18 protein-coding genes are annotated in these 19034 nt (G+C 57.0%); 7 read left to right on the top strand and 11 right to left on the bottom strand.

Annotation, left to right across the window (positions count from 1 at the left end):
* The first annotated feature begins 117 nt into the window (after positions 1-117).
* A complete protein-coding gene (locus G1C95_RS01500; protein ID WP_169171164.1) occupies positions 118-345 on the top strand; it encodes a helix-turn-helix transcriptional regulator in 228 nt (75 codons plus the stop codon).
* Positions 346-507: 162 nt separating this feature from the next.
* Here the strand turns inward: G1C95_RS01500 and G1C95_RS01495 are convergent, their stop codons facing one another.
* Together G1C95_RS01495 and G1C95_RS01490 are read right to left on the bottom strand one after the other, a co-directional pair.
* Positions 508-678, bottom strand: coding sequence for a hypothetical protein (locus G1C95_RS01495; protein WP_169171163.1), 171 nt, complete (start codon positions 676-678; stop codon positions 508-510).
* On the bottom strand, positions 671-1063 hold the full coding sequence (locus tag G1C95_RS01490) for a nucleotidyltransferase family protein (protein WP_169171162.1): 393 nt from the start codon (positions 1061-1063) through the stop codon (positions 671-673). Before G1C95_RS01490 ends, G1C95_RS01495 begins: the two co-directional genes overlap by 8 nt.
* 276 nt (positions 1064-1339) lie before the next feature.
* On the opposite strand from G1C95_RS01490, the gene G1C95_RS01485 reads away from it, so the two are divergent.
* Both G1C95_RS01485 and G1C95_RS01480 read left to right on the top strand, forming a co-directional pair.
* A complete protein-coding gene (locus G1C95_RS01485; protein ID WP_169171161.1) occupies positions 1340-1636 on the top strand; it encodes a nucleotidyltransferase family protein in 297 nt (98 codons plus the stop codon).
* Positions 1633-1995 (top strand): HepT-like ribonuclease domain-containing protein, encoded by a 363-nt coding sequence (locus tag G1C95_RS01480; RefSeq protein ID WP_169171160.1) that lies wholly within the window; start codon positions 1633-1635, stop codon positions 1993-1995. Before G1C95_RS01485 ends, G1C95_RS01480 begins: the two co-directional genes overlap by 4 nt.
* On the opposite strand, the gene G1C95_RS01475 is transcribed toward G1C95_RS01480, so the two are convergent.
* Entirely contained in the window at positions 1992-2360 is a 369-nt protein-coding gene (locus G1C95_RS01475; protein WP_169171499.1) for a metallopeptidase family protein, read from the bottom strand. The genes G1C95_RS01480 and G1C95_RS01475 overlap by 4 nt on opposite strands.
* Positions 2361-2753: 393 nt before the next feature.
* Between G1C95_RS01475 and G1C95_RS01470 the strand changes: the two genes are divergently transcribed.
* Positions 2754-3572 carry a MazG nucleotide pyrophosphohydrolase domain-containing protein gene (locus G1C95_RS01470; RefSeq protein ID WP_417852246.1) on the top strand — a complete coding sequence of 273 codons (819 nt, stop codon included), beginning with the start codon at positions 2754-2756 and terminating at the stop codon, positions 3570-3572.
* A 223-nt stretch (positions 3573-3795) separates the two neighbouring features.
* Here G1C95_RS01470 and tig read toward each other — a convergent pair whose 3' ends face one another.
* The 8 genes from tig to G1C95_RS01430 form a co-directional block, all read right to left on the bottom strand.
* Complete coding sequence (gene tig, locus G1C95_RS01465; RefSeq protein ID WP_169171159.1) at positions 3796-5181, bottom strand: trigger factor; 1386 nt, start codon at positions 5179-5181, stop codon at positions 3796-3798.
* A gap of 52 nt (positions 5182-5233) precedes the next feature.
* Positions 5234-6529 (bottom strand): HRDC domain-containing protein, encoded by a 1296-nt coding sequence (locus tag G1C95_RS01460; RefSeq protein WP_169171158.1) that lies wholly within the window; start codon positions 6527-6529, stop codon positions 5234-5236.
* A complete protein-coding gene (locus G1C95_RS01455; RefSeq protein ID WP_169171157.1) occupies positions 6522-7124 on the bottom strand; it encodes a DUF3000 family protein in 603 nt (200 codons plus the stop codon). The genes G1C95_RS01460 and G1C95_RS01455 overlap by 8 nt, the downstream gene beginning before the upstream one ends.
* Positions 7125-7305: 181 nt before the next feature.
* Complete coding sequence (gene pflA, locus G1C95_RS01450; protein ID WP_169171156.1) at positions 7306-8187, bottom strand: pyruvate formate-lyase-activating protein; 882 nt, start codon at positions 8185-8187, stop codon at positions 7306-7308.
* Positions 8188-8388: 201 nt separating this feature from the next.
* Positions 8389-10764, bottom strand: coding sequence for a formate C-acetyltransferase (gene pflB / locus G1C95_RS01445; protein ID WP_169171155.1), 2376 nt, complete (start codon positions 10762-10764; stop codon positions 8389-8391).
* A 390-nt stretch (positions 10765-11154) separates the two neighbouring features.
* Positions 11155-11340, bottom strand: coding sequence for a hypothetical protein (locus tag G1C95_RS01440; protein ID WP_169171154.1), 186 nt, complete (start codon positions 11338-11340; stop codon positions 11155-11157).
* Positions 11341-11424: 84 nt separating this feature from the next.
* Positions 11425-13122, bottom strand: coding sequence for an NAD+ synthase (locus G1C95_RS01435; protein WP_169171153.1), 1698 nt, complete (start codon positions 13120-13122; stop codon positions 11425-11427).
* Between the two features lie 25 nt (positions 13123-13147).
* On the bottom strand, positions 13148-14299 hold the full coding sequence (locus tag G1C95_RS01430; protein ID WP_169171152.1) for a M20 metallopeptidase family protein: 1152 nt from the start codon (positions 14297-14299) through the stop codon (positions 13148-13150).
* Between the two features lie 149 nt (positions 14300-14448).
* On the opposite strand from G1C95_RS01430, the gene G1C95_RS01425 reads away from it, so the two are divergent.
* The 3 genes from G1C95_RS01425 (at position 14449) to G1C95_RS01415 (ending at position 19027) form a co-directional block, all read left to right on the top strand.
* Complete coding sequence (locus G1C95_RS01425) at positions 14449-15327, top strand: Cof-type HAD-IIB family hydrolase (protein WP_169171151.1); 879 nt, start codon at positions 14449-14451, stop codon at positions 15325-15327.
* A gap of 340 nt (positions 15328-15667) precedes the next feature.
* Positions 15668-17245: an alpha/beta hydrolase gene (locus G1C95_RS01420; protein WP_169171150.1), complete on the top strand. Its 1578-nt coding sequence runs from the start codon at positions 15668-15670 to the stop codon at positions 17243-17245.
* A 240-nt stretch (positions 17246-17485) separates the two neighbouring features.
* Positions 17486-19027 (top strand): MFS transporter, encoded by a 1542-nt coding sequence (locus G1C95_RS01415; RefSeq protein ID WP_169171149.1) that lies wholly within the window; start codon positions 17486-17488, stop codon positions 19025-19027.
* Positions 19028-19034 lie beyond the last annotated feature (7 nt).

The raw sequence follows: 19034 nt of genomic DNA, 5'->3' as shown, positions 1-19034 counted from the left end.
GCAGCATACCTTCATCAACAATCACTGCCAGCGGCGAAATCAACCTTCGAACAAATCACAAACATTATCTGTCGTTACTAGAATTGTGCCTATCTCCACGGAAAGGCGGACAGATCAATGAGCCTCCGGGAATTGCGAGAGAAACGCGGCATGACGCAACAGCACCTAGCGGATCTTGCGGGCACCACTCGAGGACGCATCAGCGCCTACGAAATTGGAGCAAGATCCATCGAAAACATGACGCTAGGAACCGCCCTAAAACTGTGCGACGCGTTAAGGGTATCCAATCCTCGAAAACTCTTGGACGACAAAGAACGCCCGAAAGAAAACGGCCATGCTGACTAAGACGAGGCAAGTAAGCCTTTAGACTGGCTGTCGTCTTTATAGCATCACTGATGTTTCCTATCGATTGGGATGAGCCCCGGCAGACGACTGTCTAGCTCATCCATGATGCGCTGCGATCAGGTATCGCTACATCGCGGGTATCGAAGAAAACGAGAAACACCATCAACGCTTCTTAATCAGCGGGTTTATCATAGTGTCTGCAGGATTGGTGTCGGCCCGAACCGCATCCATCATCGCCATCACACGCTCGTGACGAGTACGCGCATACCGTTCCACATCATCAAGAGGTTCATAAAGCAGTTCTTTACATTCAAGTTTTTCATGATCACTCATTGTCAGCACCTTCCTGCGGAAGTATACGATAAACTTTGTGGCTCATGATGTTGCTAACAAACAGGTCTCGCTGCAATGCAGCCAGAGGGTTCTCAATCGGCTCTGTCAAATAGTCCTTGCGAACCAGATCTACATCTGTGCCCAAAGCATCTCGCAACGCCTGACGAAACTCACGCACACTTGTAACACGGTTCGTGTTCTGATCAACGGAATACAGAAAGTCAACATCTGAATCAGGATTGGCGTTGCCATTGGCTCTGGAACCAAACAGATACAGTTGGCAAATCCCATTCGCCCGTGCAATTGGACGTGCAATCTGTGCAATAGGAGCAGGCGTGAGCGTCATCCCATCATCCACTCGCTGATCCTCCTGCGTTTCCATCATGCCCCTCAGAGTACACGCTTCCACGAAATTCAGCCGAATGGGTTAGGCCGTAACAGTTAATCCCAATTTCTCGACAACGGCTAGTATCCGTGCAAATGGAGGTAGTCGTCATCCATCATTCTCCACGTCTATCATCTTCTTCCCGCCATGCCACCATTCCTTCCAAAATGTCCCAATCACACAGCGGGTGCCCAACATAACAGTCCCTAGATGGTTTTCAATAACCGTTCTAGACACTACTATGTAAGTAATGGCATCTGACGCAAAGGAGTTGGCATGATCTCTCACATATATAGTCATGACGAGCTTCGCGAACTCATCGTTCCCATGCTTCCCCACTATGGCATGAAATCAGCAAAGCTATTCGGCTCCTACGCGCGCAATGAAGCCACATCCACATCGGATATCGATGTGCTGCTGGAAGGCAATCCAGGATTCAGCCCATTAAACGTATTCGCCATGGCCGAGGAGCTGCGGGAAAAGTCCGGCAAAGACGTTGACATGTACGAACTGAGCGAACTCAGTGATGGCCCCTTCCGCAATGCCGTATTCAAAGACGCGGTACAGCTATGAACGAGAAGGACCTGCACCGACTTCAGCGCATCGTGGAAATCGGACGTAAACTCGAACAAACTATCCGCGATAAAGGCATTACGCAACAACAGGTGGAAGACGACTACACCTTGCAATGGATGCTGGCCACGCCGCTCCATGACATCGGCGAGCAAGTATATCGACTGTCCAAAGAATTCAAAACCGATCATCCTGAAGTCCCATGGTCAGGTGTTGCCGGCGTACGACATCGCATTGTTCACGATTATGAAGGCAGCAACTGGGATTTGCTCGCCCACATCATCTTCATTGATGTTCCACCGTTCATCAACCAGGTAGAACATCTCATCAACACAGTTGGTATCCTCGACAACGGCTAATATCCGTGCGAATGGAGGTAGTCGTCGTCGAAGCCGAAGTAGTGGCCGATTTCATGGATTACGGTGATGCCAATCTGGTGGACGAGTTGTCTGCGCGTAGCACAGACACGTTCGTGCGGGCCTTTGAAGATGGTGATGACGTCGGGCATCACACCGCCATAGCTCGTGCTGCGCTGCGTAATCGGCACGCCCTCATACAAGCCCAACAGCTCGCCATGAGAACCGCACATGGAGGCAAGCTCACGCTCGTTCGGCTCATCCGCCATGGCAATGCCCACATTGTCGAGCACCTTACGGAACCGTTCGGGAATCGAATCCAACGCTTCCTCGACCGCAGCAGCGAACTCGTCATCAGTCATTCTCAACGTCATATCATCACCATTGCATCATGTCTGTACGGGCCTTCAGCGTACTCAAATAGCTTACCGTGCACATTTTCCAACGCTATTTACCCTATCTGCTGCACATTTTCCAACACTTTTTACCCTGGTTGCTGCCACTTTTCCAACATGGATTGGGGGCTTGTCTGCACATTTTCCAACGTGGATGGGGTGCGAGATGCCTCGACTTCGCTCGGCATGACGAGGGAAAAAGCTCGGCATGACGGGAGGGAAAACCCGGCATGACGGGAGGGAAAACCCGGCATGATGAAAAGTGTAAAGCTTAGTAGCACACGGAGAGAAGATGCTTGGGGGAAGGCCGTTGAGGGCGTAGCAAGATGTTTGGCAGAGAGGAAGAGAATAAGTTGTTACTTGGGCGTGGTTAGTATGGGCGTCATGACTGAAGCTGCACATGATACTTATCAACTGCCTTCCGGATTCGAACGTTGTTCGAAGCTGAATCCCGTCGTACAGGCACCAACAGCGTTGGAACGTGCCCGGGTGCTGGTTACGATTCTTACTAATCCCGGCGGGTGCCCGTGGGACGAGAAGCAGACCAACACCACCCTGCTCAAGAATTTGCTAGAAGAAACCTATGAATTCGTCGACACGGTTGAAGAGAACGATCGCGAAGGTATGCGCGAGGAGCTTGGCGATCTGCTCATGCAGTCACTGTATCAGGCCGCGGTGTGCGAGAAAGACAAGTCCGATCCGTTCACCTTGGATGAGGTGTGCAATCGCCTAGTTGATAAGCTCATTACTCGTCATCCACATGTGTTTGCGCCCGATGATGACGCGAATGCCGGCAAGGAAGAATCCGCCGAGGAAGTGCTTGCCACGTGGAATCAGATGAAGCAGCGTGAAAAGCATCGCGCATCCGTGGTCGAGGGCATCTCGCATGCGCAAGGCGCGTTTCCTCGTGCGGCGAAAATTATTCATCGTGCAGCAAAGTCTGAACATGCGCAGCTTCTAGATGAAGCGTTGCGCTCCCCTGCAGTCAGCGAATCTGACGGTACCAACGAAACGGCACAATCCCAAAAACAATCTGCTATGGCCAACGCCTATGCCGATCGCATTCTGGCTGTTATTCGTGAGGCCGATAGCCAAGGTGTTGATATGGAATCTGCTTTGCGTAATCGACTGCGTGAAGTGGAGCAGCGGCTTGTTGAAGCTGAGCAGCGGCAGAGTAAGGGCTGACCATGCTCTTTTCCCGTCATCCCGAGCGGAGTCGAGGGATTTCAGCGTGAGAGATGCTTCGACTCCGCTACGCTTCGCTCAGCATGACGAGGGAAAGAGACGCTCTGGATGACGAGAAAAGAGTACTACGCATAAACGAATGGGGTTGGAACCTGTTGGTTCCAACCCCATGTAGCGTTGTGATGTGACGCTTAGCGGCTAAGCACGCGCGTCACGGCTAAGCTCACTCAGCGTTTTCAGCCGGAGCTTCTTCCTTGCCGGACAGTTCGTCGGCAACGGCAGCAGCGGCGGAAGCGGCCTCGACGGACTCGGCTTCCTCATCCTCAGCGGCGTCACCGAGGAAGTTGGAGAGATCCACAACCTCGCCATCGGCGGTGAACTTGACGGCACGCATGCCGGCGAGCAGGCCCTTGGAGCGGCCCACTTCCTGCACGGCGGAACCAAGCTGGCCGTTCTTCATGATGGCCTGGATGAAGGCGTTCGGATCCATGCCGTACTGCTGGGCGATGGAGGCGAGGAAGTTGAACACGTCAGCCTGGGAGACCTTGACGTCCAGCTTCTCAGCCAGAGCGTCAAGCACCATCTGGTCGCGCAGATCCTTCTCCACGGTCTCGCCAGCCTGGTCCTTCTGCTCCTTAGTGGCCTTCTCAGGATCCGGGGTCATGCCCTTGAGCTGCTCTTCGACCATAGCGGCCTTGACGCCCTTCGGCACCGGGATCTCAAGGCCTTCCTGCAGCTTGGCGATGAAAGCATCGCGAGCTTCGGTGGCCTGACGGCCTTCGGCATCCTGAGCGCACGCCTTGCGGATGTCAGCCTTGAGCTCGTCGAGAGTATCGAACTCGGAGGCTTCGGAAGCGAAGTCATCGTCGAGTTCCGGCAGCTCCTCGGCCTTCACGGAGTTGACCTTCACCTTGATGGTGGCCTTCTCGCCTTCGTGGTCGCCGGCTTCCAGCGTGCCTTCGAAGGTGGTCTCTTCGCCGGCGGACAGGCCTTCGAGGGCCTCATCCATGCCGTCGAGCATGGTGGCGGAGCCGAGTTCGTAGCTCACGCCTTCCTGGGAATCAACAACCTCGCCGTTGATTTCAGCAGTCAGGTCGATGTTGGCGAAGTCACCCTTGGCGGCCGGGCGATCCACGCCGACCAGGGTACCGAAGCGCTGACGCAGGGTTTCGAGGCGCTTGTCAACATCCTCATCCTTGACTTCCGGCTTGGAGATGGCGATTTCCATACCATCGATTTCCGGCAGTTCGAATTCGGGGCGACGCTCGACGGTGGCGCTGAACTTGAGCTTGGTCTCGTCGTTGGCGGACTGGGGCACGTCCTGCACATCGTATTCGGGCTGGCCCATCGGACGAATCTTCTTCTCCTCAAGAGCCTTGGAGTACAGCTCCGGCACAGCCTTTTCGATGGCTTCGCCGGCGATGGCACCAAAGCCGAAACGCTGTTCGACAAGCTTTGCCGGCACGTGGCCCTTACGGAAGCCGGGGATATTGACCTGCTTGGCGATTTCCTTGCGAGCCTCGTCCAGATAGGGGTTGAGCTCTTCCGGCTCAACGGTGACGGTGAGCTTCGCCTTGGTGGGTTCGAGGTTACGAACGCTGATCTTCACGCTATGACTCCTCAAAAGTCGTATGTTCTATAGTTCTGCCGTAAGGCAACCTCTACATAATAGCGCTACTTACGGACGGTGCAATGAGTTTCACCTGCCAGTTTCTTGCGCCCTGCTCGGTGAGGAACTCGGCGACGTCGATTTTGCCCGGCTTGTCCAGCCAGCACAGGTTGCGCAGTATCTGCGGTTTGATGATCATTTCCGCCGGTGTGCGCGTGTCTTCGGCGATTCGGTTGGTTATCCGGCGCACGCGCTGCAATCGTTCGTAACGATCGGGATGGCGCTGCTCCCACAGGCGCATGGATCGCGGCGCGTTCACCGTGCCATCGTCGTTCTTCTCCGGCGTCGGCATAGTTGGCAGCTGGTTCGGGCGGAGTTCCAAAGCGCGGCTGATGGCTTCTTTCCATACCTTGGGTTTGATTTCGCGCTGGATGGGCGCGTATCGTTCGAACATTTTGTCCTGTTCGGTGCCGGTGTGGATGCGCACGCGCTCGTTTAGGCAACGCACGGCCCTGAATTGGGCGGCGTTGCGCGGTTTGATGGTTGCCGCCTCGATAATCGACGAATCCGCCAGCAGCAGGCTCGGTGCGATGTCATATTGTCTGGCCAGCCGGTCGCGCTCCTCCCACAGGGATTTGGCGACGGCCAAGCCGCGACGGTCATGGCCGAGCTTGGTGATATGCGAGATGCGCAGCCAGGGAATCGGATGCGGCCGGCGTGGCTTGGATCCTTCGCTGAGCGCGTATGCGAATTCCTCGGCGGCCCATTCGTCCTTGCCTTGCGCTTTGAGTTCGCGGCTCATCAGCTGTTCCAGTTCGATCAGTACTTCGACGTCGAGCGCGGCATAGTTGCGCCAGTCGCGTGGCAGTGGACGATACGACCAGTCGGCTGCGGAATGTTCTTTGGCTAGCACCAGTCCCAGATAATGTTCGGTGACGGCTGCCAGACCAAAGTGGTGCAGGCCCAGCAGTCGGGCTGCAATCTCCGTGTCGAACAAGGCTTGTGGTTTGAGCCCGATGTCGGTGAAGCCGGGCAAGTCCATCGGCGAATCATGAAGGATCCACGTGGCGTTGCCTACGGCGTCGTTGAATTCGTTCCAGTCAACACCGGCTTGATTCAGTGCGATCGGGTCAAGCAGGGCTATGCCTGCACCGTCGCGTTTGAATTGGATAAGCCAATCCTCGTGGCCGTATCGAAAGCCAGAGGCGCGTTCCGCGTCGGCGGCCACTGAGCTGGTCGCTTGGGCGAAGCGTTCGCATACGGCATGATAATCGGCAAGGGTTGCGGTGACGTCGGGCACTCCCCCGCGTGGTTCCTTGAGCAGGCGGGGCTCATGAACGTCAGTCAACGGGTGATTCCTCTCGGACGGTGGATGCGATGAATGCGGCCCACGAGCGGACCTGTGAACCGGCGTCCATGGTAGCGTCAGGCCCGGTCCTGTCAAGTGGCGTCCAGGAAACGCGCAGTTCGCAGCCGGCCGTGGCTGGCCCGGGCGTTGCTCCGAATGCTGTGTTTTGGGTGACGGTGACGGTGCCAGACATGGAATCCGGCTGCGCTCCGTCCAAGTAGTCGCACATGGTGTCCCAGTACATGCCGGGGGCAAGCGAATCGTTTTCCGGCGCTTCAAGTGGCAGTCGTGCGAAGGCGACGCATCGCCAGCAAGAATTCCAGTCGGTGCGCGGCCGCAGGTTGTAGAGCACCATCAGCCAGCCGGTGGCACCACCGGATTCCAGTTCCACGCCGATGCCATAGTCGGCCAAGGTGGAAGGCACAGGGATTTCTCGATATCGCACGTTGTTGATGCGCGTCATGACGCGTACTGATTCGACGGCGGCCCACATCTCATCCGGTACGTCGCTGGGACGTGCCAGATGTCCGTCATCATTGCCGGCGCTTCGCCCGGCTTTGGGCGAGCCCGCGGGAAACACGTATATCTCCGCCATGATTCCAGACTAAGGGTTGTGCATGCGCAATCGTGCATCAACGCGCTGGTGATGCAAACAAAGATAGCCACAACGATCGCGACAACGATGGAGACCACGATGACGGCAAAAATAAATCGGTCGATGCCGTTAACAGTAACGGCACCGACCGCAGGCGATGAATATAGACAATGAATAGTGTCTAGTACACCACGAACCCATGGGATTCGAACTGTTTGGTCACACGTTCGCGTATAGCGGCATTCGGCCCCTTCTGGTTCTCCAGCGGGTACGGGATGCGCAGCTCATGCCACTTGGGGCGGCCGAGCTGGTGGAAGCCGAGCACATCGATATGCTCGATGGCATCGCCGAAGGTTTCGCAAATCTTGGCCACGTTTTCGACGTTCTCTTCGGAGTCGGTCAGGCCCGGCACAAGCACGAAACGCACCCAGATCTTCTTGCCGGCCTTGGCCAAACGCTGGCCGAAGTCGATGGTGGGCTGCAAGGTGCCACCGGTGACCTTCTGATAGATGTCTTCACTGCCGGATTTGACGTCAAGCAAACACAGATCGATGTCTTCGAGCATCTCATCGGTGTAGTTGGTGTTGAGGAAGCCCGAGGTGTCGAGACAGGTGTGCACGCCCATTTCTTTGGCCGCATGGAACACACGCGAAACGAAGGCGGGTTGCATCATCGATTCGCCACCGGAGAAGGTGATGCCTCCCTTAGTGGCTTTGAAGAGGTCTTTGTATCGATCGACCTTCTTGATCATTGCGTCCAAGTAGACAGGCTTGCCGTCGCGCATCTTCCAAGTGTCCGGGTTCTGACAGTACTGGCAGCGCAGCGGGCAGCCGGACATGAACACTGTCATGCGCGTGCCCGGGCCGTCCACCGAGGTGTTGATGTCCCAGGAGTGCACGAAGCCAATGTCACCGGATTTGAGGGCTGCGATGCGGTCGCGGCGGTCGAGGCCGATGGGCGATTCGAAACCTGAGAGGCCTCCCATCAGGGTTTGCGAGGCGTAGGTTTTCGATTCCTTGAGCATATGACGGGTGGTTGTGCGGAATCTCGTGGTATCAGACATCGGCGTCCTCCTGAATTCATCAAACTGCGTAACTGGCTCCCAGTGTAGTGGGACGAAACGGCGAGCGGGGATGGCTCGCCGGAGAGCTGATGTGGCCTTCGTCACGTCATTCTTCATAAGAATACGAAAAAGGGCGAAGCCCTTGAAAAGGCTTCGCCCCTTACGTTCTCTACCGTCTACCGGTGGGAATCGTTATCGAGATCAGTCGACAACAGCGCCCTGGTGGAAGGTACGGGAGATCACGTCGAGCTGCTGCTCCTTGGTGAGCTTGACGAAGTTCACCGCGTAGCCGGAGACGCGCACGGTCAGGTGCGGGTACTTCTCGGGGTGCTCAACGGCGTCTTCCATGGTCTCCTTGCGCAGAACGTTGATGTTCGCGTGGTAGAGGCCGTGACCGTTGCCGGCGTCCAGGATGCCGACCAGGTTGCCGATACGCTCGTCCTCATCGCGGCCCAGGCCATCAGGGGTGATGGTGTTGGTCAGCGAGATGCCGTCGAGAGCATCGTTGTAGTCGATCTTGCCGACGGAGAACATGGACGGCAGCATGCCGTGGGAATCCATGCCGTTCTCCGGGTTGGCGCCCGGAGCGTACGGGGTGCCCTTCTTGTGGCCCGACGGGAAGGAACCGGTGTTCTTGCCGTACTCCACGTTGGAGGTGATGGTCAGGATGGACTGAGTCGGGACGGCGCCACGGTAGACGGGCAGACGCTTGACCTGGCCCATCACAGTGGAGACAACCCACTTGGCGATGTCGTCGGCGCGATCATCATCGTTGCCGTAGACCGGGAACTCGCCCTCGGTGCGGTAGCCGACGACCAGATCGTCATCAGCGCCCTCGACATACTCGTACTCGTGGCCTTCCATGGTCTTCGCGTCCTTGTTGTAGATCGGGTAGACCTTGGCGTACTTGACGGCGGCCAGGGAGTCGGCGGCGATGGACAGGCCGGACATACCGCAACCAAGGGTACGGTACACTTCCTTGTCGTGCAGGGCCATCTCGATGGACTCGTAGGCGTACTTATCGTGCATGTAATGGATGATGTTCAGAGCCATCACGTAGGTCTCAGACAGCCACTCGAGAGCCTTCTCGTAGTTGTTCTTGACCTTCTCGTAATCCAGGGTGCCGTCGGCTTCCGGAGCGATGGGCTCGATAACGCCCTTGTCGATAACCTGCATGCCGGTCATCTCGTCGCGGCCGCCGTTGATGGCGTACAGCAGGGCCTTAGCAGAGTTCACACGAGCGGCGAAGAACTGCATCTGCTTGCCAACGCGCATCGGGGAGACGCAGCAAGCGATAGCGGCGTCGTCGCCCCAGTGGCTACGGATTTCCTTATCGGACTCGTACTGGATGGCGGAGGTGTCGATGGAGATCTTGGCGCAGAAGCGCTTGTAGCCTTCCGGCAGCTTCGGATCCCAGAAGATGGTGATGTTCGGCTCAGGGCCAGGTCCAAGGTGCTCAAGGGTCAGGGTGTTGAGCAGACGGAAGGAGGTCTTGGTGACCAGCGGACGGCCATCATCGGCAAAGCCAGCATCAGACCAGGTCGCCCAGTACGGATCGCCGGAGAAGATGTTATCGTAATCCTTGGTACGCAGGAAGCGCACGATACGCAGCTTCATGACGATGTTGTCGATGAGCTCCTGAGCGTCGGTCTCGGTGATCTTGCCGGCCTTGAGGTCGCGCTCGATGAAGCAGTCGAGGAAGGCGGAGTTACGACCGAAGGACATGGCGGCGCCGTCCTGGGACTTGATGGAGGCCAGGTAGCCCATGTAGGTCCACTGCACGGCTTCCTGAGCGGTCTGAGCCGGGCGGGACAGATCCAGGCCGTACTCGTTGCCGAGGTTGATCAGCTGCTTGAGGGCCTTGATCTGCTCGTCATGCTCTTCGCGGAAGCGGATCCAGTGCTCGATCTCCGGCTCGGTGAAGTCGTTGCGGTAGGGCACGGAGTCCTTGTCACGCTTCTTGAAGGCGATCAGCTTGTTCACGCCGTACAGGGCGACACGACGGTAATCGCCGATGATGCGGCCACGGCCGTAGGCATCCGGCAGGCCGGTGAGGATCTTGTTGTGACGAGCGATCTTGATCTGCTTGGTGTAGACACCGAACACGCCGTCATTGTGGGTCTTGCGGTACTTGGTGAAGATCTTCTTGATCTCCGGATCCGGCTCCTTGCCGGCTTCCTTGATGGCCTGCTCGACCATACGCCAACCACCGTTCGGCATCATGGCGCGCTTGCAGGGCACGTCGGTCTGCAGACCAACGATCACATTGTCGACTTCCGGAGAGTCGATGTAGCCAGCCGGGAAGGCGTCGATGCCGGCCGGAGTGTGGGTGTCCACGTCGTAGACACGCTGCTTACGCTCGACTGCCAGGTAGTTATCGTCGAGGTACTTCCACAGGTGCTTGGTCTTCTCGGTGGCGTCGGCCAAGAAGGACTCGTCACCCTCGTACGGGGTGTAGTTCTTCTGGATAAAGTCGCGGACGTCGATATCCTTCTGCCAGTTACCCTCAACGAAGCCGTCCCACGCCTTGGCGTCGAGCTCTTCCTGAGAGAGGACTGCATTTTCTACTGCGGTCATGTCACTCCTTATGGGGTTGTCAGCTCAGCATCTTCACCAAGCTGTTGGTTATCAGTGTAGTTTGTAGCGTCTTGAAAAAAGCTGGAAAGTTGCGTGAGCTAGCTCACATGTTTTTGGCTTTGGCGGTATTTCAACGTTTTTGGCACCTTCAGCTGCAACGTTTGTGAGGTGCACCACAGCAAAATCGGCCTTCGAGCATGGAAAACGTTGGCAACGGTAGGATGATTGGCTGATGCTGAGGTCTCGTAGAAAGCCGTGCACGAAGGGCCATAAACGTACGCTGAGGATACGACGGGGCCGGCACCCGCCCATCGACTGATACCGGCCCCGACTTGTTATGCGCCATTTATGGCAGCGCATTCGTTATGCGACTTCGTTATGCGCCTGTGATTATCGATTGCCTTTCCACTGGCGATCTTGTTCTTCCCACTCGGCGTTGCGTGACTTGACGATGTCCCAGGCGTGCAACGCCTCTTCGCGGGAGCGGTACGGTCCCATGCGCTGGTCGATGGGTGATTTGGGCCCAAGTTCCGGCTGTTCAGTGACCATATTGAAATACCATTGCTTATCAGCCATTGCTACTCCTTACTCACTGCATCCACGACACAACCACGGCTGCTGCCACCTGTCGCAAGTGTCCATCAACGTTCTGCCGCTGCACTACTCTCTGGAGGCGCTGGTGACGGGCAGACGACGGTCGCGTCCGAACGCCAGTGCGGTGACCTTGGGGCCGAGCGGATACTGGCGGCGCTTCCATTCAGCGCGATCCACCAGCCGCATCACCGTGTCTACCGTTTTCTCGTCGAAGCCGTCGGCCAGCAGATCGGCACGACCGTGAGCATGCTCGATGTAGGCGGCGAGCACACGGTCGAGCAGCTCGTATTCGGGCAGGGAGTCGGAGTCCTTCTGCCCGGGGCGCAATTCGGCGGAAGGTGCCTTTTCAATCGAGGCGACTGGAATCATCACGCCGCCCGGCAGAGGCTTGCCTGACTGGCCTTCCTCGTTGCCGACGATTTTCAGGCCTCCAATACCCATGCCGTCTGCGGCGGCCTTGTTGCGCCAACGGCTGATCTCCCACACGCGCGTTTTGAGCAGATCCTTGATGGGCGCGTAGCCGCCGACCGCATCGCCATAAATAGTCGAATAGCCGCAGGCGAGCTCGGATTTGTTGCCGGTGGCCACAGCGAGCAGACCTTTGGAATTCGAATAAGCCATAACAATGACGCCACGAATGCGGGCCTGAAGGTTTTCGGCTGCCACACCGCCCAAGTCAAGCTGGCCTTGGAAGGCATTGAACAACGGTTCGATAGGTTGCACGTCGTAATGCGCGCCGATATTAGCGGCCAGATCGGCGGCATCATCCTTGGAGCCATCGGAGGAATACATGGAGGGCATGGAGATGCCCCATACGTTCTCGCCGCCGACTGCATCGGCCGCCATGGCTGCCACCAGTGCGGAGTCGATGCCGCCAGACAGGCCGAGGGTCACGCCAGTGAAGCCGTTCTTGGCCATGTAGTCCTTCAGGCCGAGCACGCAGGCGGTGTATACCTCTTCGTCCGGATCGAGCTCAGGGGTGATGGGGGCCGGCTGCTGATGTGCGGCTTCGGTGTCGAAATCCCAGAAGGTAAGGTTCTCCATGAACATGGGGCTTCGCTCAAGCAACACACCATCGGCATCGACTACGAAACTGCCACCGTCGAACACCAGATCATCCTGGCCGCCGACCTGGTTCACATAAATCAGTGGCGCGTTCACCTCTGCGGCACGACGTCGCGCCAATTCGAGACGGGTGTTGGTCTTGCCCTCCTCATACGGCGAACCGTTGATGGTGACCAAGGTGTCGATATGCTGGCCGGCAAGTTCAGCTACCGGTCCGCCATCCTGCCAAATGTCCTCGCAAATGGCCACGCCGAGGCGAGCGCCGTCCACGTCAAGCACCATCGAACGGTCGCCGGCGGCGAAGATGCGGAATTCGTCGAATACACCATAGTTGGGCAGGAAATGCTTGTCATAGCCGGCCCATACAACACCTTCATGCAACACCACCAGACGGTTGCGCGGCTTGGCGGTGGCGCGATCAGTGCCCACGGTGCCGACCACCACATATAGGCTGCCCAGTCCTTCCGAGCCGAGCGAAGCCGCCAGCTCGTTGGCCTTGTCCCATGCAGCCTGGCGGAAGGTGCGGCGCAAAGCGAGGTCTTCGATCGGGTAACCGGTCAGGGTCATTTCGGGGAACACAACCACCTGGGCGTTGCCCGCGGCGGCCTTGCGGCAATAGTCAAGCACCTTGGCGGCGTTGGCGTCGAGAGCGCCGACGCAGGTGTCAATCTGGGCGAGTGCAAAACGAAGCGTAGTCATGGTCTCTCAGTCTAGTCGCCGCTGGTCACGACAGTTCGTTAATCACGCGCAGCGCGGCGTTGACATAGAAATTGACGAAGGTTGGAATCGACTCGTCCAATCCCACGAAATGCGGGCTGTGCCAGTCGGCGCATCCTTCCTGGCCGTTGGAGCCGATGAAGGCGAATACCGGCAGCGTCACTTTGGCGTATTCGCAGAAGTCCTCCCCCGCCATAGACGGTCGGATGGGTTCGACTTCGGCATAGTCGCGCGCGTCGGCGCCAACGATTCTTGCCAACGATGGGTCGGAGGCAAGCGGATCTTGAAAATCATCCCAGTCCACGTCGGCGCTGATATCGTAGGCGGATGCCGTGGACTCGACGATTTCGTGGAAGCGGCGTCCGACCAGTTCGCCGTCCTGCTTATGGAAGTAGCGCACGGTGCCTTGGAAGCCGGCTTCAGCAGGCACCACATTCCATACGTCGCCGCCGTGCACTTCGGTAACCGACAACACGAGTGGGTGGAAAGGCGTGACGTTGCGGCTGACGATGGTTTGCAGGCTCAGAATCATCGAGGCCATAGCCTCCAATGGGCCGGTGCCTTTGTATGGGTAGGCGGCGTGCGTACCTTGCGCGTGCAGGTCCACGTGGAATTTCACGCAGCCGGCCATCATCGGCTCGGCACCGATGGCCAGCTGGCCGGGCGCATAATTAGGATTGTTGTGGGTGCCGATAATGGCTTCAACGTCATCGATCAGTCCGGCGTCAACCACTGCGCGGGCACCACGGCCGGTTTCTTCGCTGGGCTGGAACACGATTTTGATCGATCCGGCGAAGCGTTCGCGATGATCGGCGAGCCAGAAGGCTGCACCCAGGAGGCCCGCCATATGCAGGTCGTGACCGCAGCCGTGCATCACGCCTTTGTTCACGGAGGCAAAGTCGAGACCGGAATCTTCCTGAATGGGCAGACCGTCGATATCAGCACGCAACGCGATGCGCGGACCTGCACCTGCGGTTCCCTGAATCAGGCCCAGCACGCCGGTTTCCATCGGATTGTCAAGGATTTCGATGCCGTGAGCTTGCAGCTGACGCTCAAGGTAGGCGGTGGTTTCGAATTCACGGAAGCTACGTTCGGGGTGGGCGTGCAGCCAGTGACGTATGTCAATCAGATCATTGTCAATATCGATATGCTCGGTCATGGTTCCCGATTCTAGGACTCTTGTCTGTGGATGGGCAGATGTTTCTCAACAGCGCTGCCGGCATGGCGCAGCTCTTGTCACCTACACTGGTGTAAGGCCATGTATTCGTGCAGTGCGATATAGGTTGCGATATGGGAAGGGGCTCCGCCATGACTGATATTTCAGATTGCTCAACCGTTTCGGAACAAACGCCGTTGTCCTTTGCGCAACCAAGCACCCGACCAGATACTCAGCCAGACATCAGGGCTGTGTTTTTCGATATCGATGGCACTCTGACCAGTTTCGAGACGCACCGTGTGCCTGATTCCACCGTGGATGCGATTCATCGACTGCAGGATAAAGACATTAAGGTGCTGATTTGCACGGGCCGCTCCCCCTCACAGATGACCGTGGTATTGGACACCATGCCGGTTCATTTCGATGGCATTGTAGCGTTCAATGGGCAATATTGTGTTGACGATCATGGCTTTTTCGAGGCACAGGCGCTCGACCCTGACGATATCGCTGTGATTCTTGACTGGCTTGACGCACACCCGGATGTGGTGTGCAACTTCGGCGAAAAGGATTACGTGTATTTCAACCACACTAACGAACAGCTGCAGGCTACGTGGAATCAGCTGGGCAAAACCGCACCGACACGCTACTTCGACGATCCTCGCGCTCGTGCGCTGACACATGAAACCTTCCAGATCAGCCCGTTCGTCGACGAAGCCGCGGAAGCCGAACTTGTGGGATTGTGCCGCAATGTTGCCGGCGTACGCTGGCACCCAGATTTCACCGATCTGATTCCTGCCGATGGCGGCAAACCGCGCGGTATCCAGCGCTTTATGAAGCGTTTCGGCATCACACGTGAACAAACCATGGCCTTCGGCGACGGCGGCAACGACACCGATATGCTGGCGTTTGCAGGCATCGGTGTGGCCATGGGCAACGCCAGCGACGCGCCGAAAGCCGCAGCCGATTATGTCACCGACAGTGTGGATGACAATGGTGTGCTCAACGCGCTGACGCACTTCGGTGTGCTGTAGCGTTCGTATTCCGGCATCAGCCGGTTAGACTTGGGCTATGAGCAACGAACGCCCACCGCAGGATCAGCAGCCAGACCAGCAGCAACCCCAACAACAAGCATATGGTCAACAACCGTATGGGAATCCATATGGAGATCATGGCGAGCCTGAAAGCGGAACCAAACCTACGCCGCCGCCCTACTCGCCGTGTTATGGACAGCCTTCGTACGGACAACAGCAGTATGGGCAGCCGCAGTACAGGCAATCACCGTATGGGCAATCACCATACGGGCAGCAACCTGCATATCCTTACGGACAACCCGCCTATGGGCAACCAACCGAACCGCCCAAACGTAGGAAAATGCCGGTATGGGCGGTGGCGCTCACTGCCGTAGTGGTTGCTCTGGCGCTTAATATCGCCATTCTTGGCACTATCGGCCATGGCATCGCCACGCTTATCCGTTCGGCTGGCAGCACCAACCAATCTTCCCAGCCCCAGGAGATTCCAGGCCCGGCCGCCCGCCCTGATTCAGTGGATGCCGCCTTCGATTCCTATTACACGCAAACATTGGATTGGGAACCGTGTGACGATGGTGACGCCTGTGCCACCATCCAGGTGCCAAGCGACTGGTCTGATCCCGATTCGGCATCCATAGACCTAGAACTCGCCATCCATTACGCCACCGGTACCTCTCACGGCACACTGTTCATCAATCCGGGAGGCCCAGGCGGCTCGGGCGTGGATTATCTAACAAGTTTCCTTGATTACACGGCCACTGATCAGCTGATCGACAACTATGACATAGTGGGCTTCGACCCGCGTGGCGTAGGCGATTCCACGCCGATTCGTTGTGGTGACGATTCCGCACTGCTTGATCGCGCTTTCATTGCCGAACCCACCACGGCTGACAACATCGATAAGATGCGTGATATCGCCAACCAATTCGCCGAGGCGTGCCGCGCCTCAAGCGGCAGCCTGCTTGACCATGTGGACACGCAGTCGGTGGCCCGAGACCTTGATGTGATGCGTGCATTGGCCGGGCAGGATCAGCTTGACTATCTCGGTTTTTCCTACGGCACCCTTATCGGATCGACCTATGCGGCATTGTTCCCCCAACAGGTTGGACGAATGGTGTTGGACGGCGTAATCGACCCCATGCAAAGTGCTGCGGATGCAGTAATCAGTCAAGCTGAAGGTTTCGAGCAGTCGCTGCACGCTTATCTGACCGATTGCATTGATAATGACGACGCCTGCCCGTTCACCGGCAGTGTTGACGAGGCAACAGCCGAAATCCAAGGTTGGCTCGCGAAAGCAGATTCCCAGCCGTTGCCGACCGACGGGCGTGACGATGTCAACGGCATCATGATGATGTATGGCATTATCACACCGTTGTACTCGTCAGACAATTGGGCGTATCTGACGAAGGCCTTCGCTGAGATCAAGGATTCAGGCACCGCAAACGTCATGCTGCTGCTGGCGAATTCCTATCTGGAGCGTAACGACGACGGCGAATACGAAAGCAACTCCATGGAGGTAAACGTCGCCGTCAACTGTTTGGACGACCCGCAGCCCTCTGACATGGGCGAGCAGGAAAAGATCGCTCGTGAACTCAATGAGAAGTCGCCGACGTTCGGACGTTATATGGCCTACGGCAATGTGACCTGCGAAGCGTTAGCACAGGATCGCTCCGGAATCGAGCAATTGGATTATTCCGCACCCAGCGCAGCCCCGATTCTGGTGGTTGGCACCACCGGTGACCCGGCTACCCCGTATCAGAACGCCGTGAATCTGGCCGACCTGCTGGAATCAGGCATGCTGCTCACCGATGAAGGCGAGACCCACACCGCTTACACCTACACCAATTCCTGTGTGGCATCGATTGTGGACGACTATCTGATCTACGGCACCCCAATCGAAGACGGTGTGAGCTGCCAATAACATGCCACTGTTGAGCTTTAGCCATACATAACAAGCCAATGTGAGGACAACTCCTGATATTACACGATGAGACATGCGCATCTTTTGTCATATATGCCCATAAATGATCATCAAAGACAATATATGACAAAAGATGCACGTTTTTGTCTAAATATGCACATATGATGTCACATGTTTTCATCAGCGCCATGCCGGCACTGCGATGAATACTGCAATTCTTTGCTCAACTGAGGAGACATCATGCAACAACGCACGCCGCGCAAAGCGACATGGACCACCATCGTCGGCTATGGTGCAGGAGATTTGTTCATGAATGGTGCCATGGCGGTCGTCGCCACTTGGATGCTGTTCTTCTACGTCAACGTCGGAGGCTTGTCCGCAGTGGCGGCAGGTTCGATTCTTGCTATTGCCCGTGTCGCCGACTCCTTCATCAGCCCGCTGATGGGATACATCACCGACCACTTCGGGCAGACTCGTCTTGGCCGCCGCTTTGGTCGCCGCCGGTTCTTCATCCTCATCGGTATTCCGCTGATGGTGCTGTATGTCAGCCTATGGGTTGGCCATATGAACTACTGGTACTACCTATTGACCTACCTGTTGATTGAAGCGATCACAGCACTCATCGGCGTACCCTATGAAACACTTGCCGCTGAAATGAGCGACGACTATGAAATCAAATCGCGCTTGTCTAGCTCGCGCATGCTGTGGGCTGCTGTCGCCACCTTTCTCTCTTCGTGGCTGCCCGGCCGTGTGTTCGCCGCGATGGGCGAGGACAATCCGAACGCGTTCCTGACCATGGGCGTGCTGCTGGCGGTAATCTTCGCCGTGGCCATCGCCATCACCTACTTCACCACGTTCGAACGTCAGCCCGCGCAATCCGACGAACCTCAGTCGAGGGCAACAAAATCGCAGGATGCATCTGAATCCCGCAAGGCGAATAATCCGTTGCTTTCCACGTGGTATGTGATCAAAGAGATGGGTTCCGTATTCCGTATCAAGGCATACGCCCTGCATCTGGCCATTTATTTGACCTCCTTCACCGCCCGCGACATCATCGGCGCCACTTACGTATTCTTTGTGGTGTACGCGATGGAGCTTGACAAGGTCACCGCTTCGAACCTGCTAACGTTCGGTTCGATTATCGGCATTCCGATGAATCTGCTGTGGCCGCGCGTAATGGCCAAACTGGGGCCGAGCCGTTTGCTACAAATCATGTACGGTACGATGCTGTTCACCGTGGCCGTGTATGCGATCCTCTACGCTTCGCCGCTGATCGGCACCGGTCTCGCCCTGACCACGCTGTATGCGCTGCAGGTCACCTGGGGCATCTCCAACTCGGGCACCGGCTACGTCCCGTGGACCGTATACACATTCATTCCCGATGTGGATGAACTGATCACCAAGCAGCGCCGCGAAGGTTTGTTCGCCGGCATCATGACCTTCTGCCGCAAAACCACCTCTGCGCTTGCCCCATTCCTCACCGGCATTGTGCTAGAGGCTGTGGGCTTCGATGAGACGGCCAAATCGCAGACCGTCTCCGCGAATAACGGTCTGGTGATGTGGATGCTCATCGGGTCGGGAGTGCTGTTGGTGTGCGCGTTCACCTCGACGCTGTTCTTCCACCTCAACAAGCGCAATCACGCCATCATCCGTAGGGAAATCGACCGCCTGCACGCTGGCGGCGCATTGGCAGACGTTGATCCCGAAACCAAACGTGTTGCTGAGGATATCACCGGACTGCGTTATGAACAGCTGTGGGGCAATAACACCATCGGACGATAGAGCATTA

The sequence above is a fragment of the Bifidobacterium oedipodis genome (assembly GCF_012932425.1).
In the GTDB taxonomy this organism is placed as follows: Bacteria; Actinomycetota; Actinomycetes; order Actinomycetales; family Bifidobacteriaceae; genus Bifidobacterium; species Bifidobacterium oedipodis.
Note: the sequence above shows the minus strand (reverse complement) of the source record. Positions and strands in the feature narration are given on the sequence as shown.